Annotated in this window: 1 protein-coding gene; it reads right to left on the bottom strand. The window is 63.3% G+C overall.

The window, feature by feature from the left end:
• The coding region (locus tag GSQ90_RS20195) for an autotransporter-associated beta strand repeat-containing protein (protein ID WP_174247511.1) at positions 1-3133 on the bottom strand (3133 nt) is incomplete at both ends.

The raw sequence follows: 3133 nt of genomic DNA, 5'->3' as shown, positions 1-3133 counted from the left end.
CGTCGCCGCCACGACATAGCCCGTCGTCGAGAATTGCAGGCCCTGATAGGAAACCGCTTCGCCGACCGTCACCGTTCCCGCCGCACCCTCGAAGACCGCCATGCCGCCTTGCCAGGAGGCATTGATCGTCCCGTTCGGCGTCGTCCAGTTGGCGGCGCTGTTGTTCCATGTTCCGCTGCCGCCGTGAATCGTCCCGTCGCCGGCCGTCGTCGCGCCATCCCAGAATTGCGTCAGCGCGCCGGGACCCGACACGACAAGATTGACCTCGCCAGGGATCGCGGTCTGGATGATTCCGGTATCGCCGTTCGGCAGAGATCCGATCGTAAGCTGGCCGCCGCCGCCAAGCGCGCCGGCATAATCAATGATCTGATAGACGCCGAGCCCGAACGAACCGGAATTGGTCACATTGAGCGTGCCGCCATTGATGGTCAGGGCGCCATTGACAATGGTAAGATCGTTGGTCGCCCCGCCGACGACATTGGCCGTTCCCAGCTGATAGGAGAGGATCGAGCCGCTGTTCAGCGTCAGCGCCCCGACATTGATCGTCCCCGGCGCGTCGCCGGGCGTGAGCGTTCCCCCGCTCGCGATCGTCACCGAGCCGGCGATCGAGCCTGTCCCTTCCAGCGTCCCGCCGCTTGCGACCGTCACCGCCGTCTGGCCCAGCGACCCCGCGACATTGAGAACGCCGGCCGAAACCGTCGTCGCGCCGGTGTAGGTGTTGGCGGCGGTCAGCGTCAGCTCGCCCGAACCGATTTTGGCGAGACCGCCCCCGCCGGAAACCACGCCGGACAATGTCAAGGCATTGGCCTGCGCATCGATCGTATCGGCGCCTGTCAAGGCGATCGCGTTGGCGAGGGCGAGATTATTGGCCACGGCCTGCAAGGTCGTTCCCGCCGCCATCGACAGGCCGCCCGCGCCAAGCGCGGCGGAATTGCCGACGCCGATTGTCCCGTCAAACAGGTACGTTCCGCCCGAATAAGTGTTCGCATTCGTCAAGATCAGCGCGCCGGCGCCATGCTTGGCCAGGGCTCCAGGCCCCGTGCCGCTCAGCCCCGCCGCATCGCCATCCGAAAGGACGCCCGACAAGGTCAGCGTATAGCCGTTAGTGTCGATGCGCGCCCCGCCCCCGCTCGACGTCGGCGTTCCGTCTGCGTTGAAGGCGAAAGCATTGGCGAAGGTCAGATTGTTCGCCCCCGCCTGGAACACGCCGCCGGCGAGATAGACGGCTCCCGTGCCGACCGAGGAGGAGGTCGATCCATTGGCGTTCATCACCTGTACGATGCCCTGGCTGATCTCGGTGCCGCCGCTATAGGTGTTGGCTCCTGTCAGGATCAGCGTTCCATCGACGCCGGTCTTTCGCAGGCCGCCGGCGCCGGAGACCAAACCCGACAGCGTCAGCGTATCCCCCAAGGTCGTCGTGGTTTCGATTTGCCCGCCAACGCCGGCCAGTGTGAACGCGTTAGCGAAATTGAGGCCGCTGGTCATCGCTTGAAAGACCGACCCGTTCGACAAAGTCACAGCGCCCGTGCCGGCCGAACTCGAAACCGAACCATTGGCATTGTTCACCTGCAGCGTTCCGCCGCCTGACAGCATAGTGCCGCCCGAATAAGTGTTGGCGCCGGAAAGAAAGATCGCGCCAGCCCCGATCTGATTGACCGTGCCGGTTCCCGAAATCACGCCGCTGAAGATGTAAGTGTCGGAACGGTCGAAAGCCAAGATCGCGTTGTCGGCGACGGCGCCGACGATCGAACCGCTCGTCCCGCCGGCGCCGATCTGCAATAGGCCCGCCGTAATGGTCGTGCCGCCCGAATAAGTATTGGCTCCCGAAAGCGTCAGCGTGCCGGACCCGACTTTGACCAGCGAGCCGCCGGCGCCGCTGATGCTTCCACTGACCTCCGTCGAAAGATTATTGCCGCCTACGGTCAATTGGTCGGCGCCGAGATTGAAATAACCTGTGCCCGCGATCGACCCGGCGCTAAGCCGATTGTCGCCGTTAGGCCCTGTCGAGGTGGAAAAATCCACAGAGCCGGAGCTCTGGATCGCCGCATTGCCGGCAGTGCTGTTGTCAAAGAACTGCGTAAACGAAGTGCTTGTAAACACGGCGTTGCCGGCCGTGCTTGTGCCAAAGAATTGGGCGAACGAATTGCTGATGATCGTCGCGTTGCCGGCCGTGCTACTATTATTGAAAACTAAGACCCCGTTGTTTGCCGCGCTGTTGGTGATGGTGGCGTTGCCGGCTGTGCTGGCGTCATCGAATGCTACGATCCCATAGTTCGTGATCGTAGCGGCGCCGGCTGTGCTGGCGTTATAGAATACTGCGGTCCCACTGTTCGTGATCGTAGCGGCGCCGGCTGTGCTGGCGTCATAGAATGCTACGATCCCATTGTTCGTGATCGTAGCGGCGCCGGCCGTGCTGTTCTCGCCGAATCTAACAAGGAACCCGATGTTGGCGATCGTGGCGTTGCCCGCCATGCTGGCGTCGTCGAACTCCAAGATCGCACTGTTTGTTATCTTGGCGTTCCCACCCGAGCTAGTATCGCTGAATCTAACGAAGTTAAAGCCGCTGGTATTGGTGATGGCGGCATCGCCCGCGGTGCTGGCATTGTTGAACGAAACCGTGCCGCCGGGGCCACTGGCGCCGTTGACGATGCTGGTGATGGCGCTGGTGTCGGCGTTGTTAAAAACGAGTTGCGCATTATTGACGATCGCGCCCCCGATCTTGCCGGTGTCGATCACGTCGCCGATGTAAAGCGTGCCAGCGTTGATCGTCGTGCCGCCCGAATAGGTGTTGGCGCCCGTCAAGGTCAGCGTGCCCGCGCCGTTTTGCTGGAGCCCGCCGCTGCCCGAGATCACACCGGCGAAAGTGACGCTGTCCGAGCGGTTGAATGCGAGCATGGCATTGTCGGTCACGTCGCCGGCGATCGATCCGCTCGCGCCGCCATTGCCGATCTGCAACGTCCCCGCCGAAATCGTCGTGCCGCCCGCATAGGTATCCGTCCCGGTGAGGACCAGCGTTCCGAGGCCGGTCTTCTGCAAACCGCCCGCGCCAACGATCGGCGCCGAGATCGTCGCCGTCAGGCCGCTGTCGACAATGATCGGCGCGACCCCCGTCGGCGTCAGCGCGCCACTTCCC

It is taken from the genome of Methylocapsa sp. S129, from assembly GCF_009765995.1.
In the GTDB taxonomy this organism is placed as follows: Bacteria; Pseudomonadota; Alphaproteobacteria; order Rhizobiales; family Beijerinckiaceae; genus Roseiarcus.
Note: the sequence above shows the minus strand (reverse complement) of the source record. Positions and strands in the feature narration are given on the sequence as shown.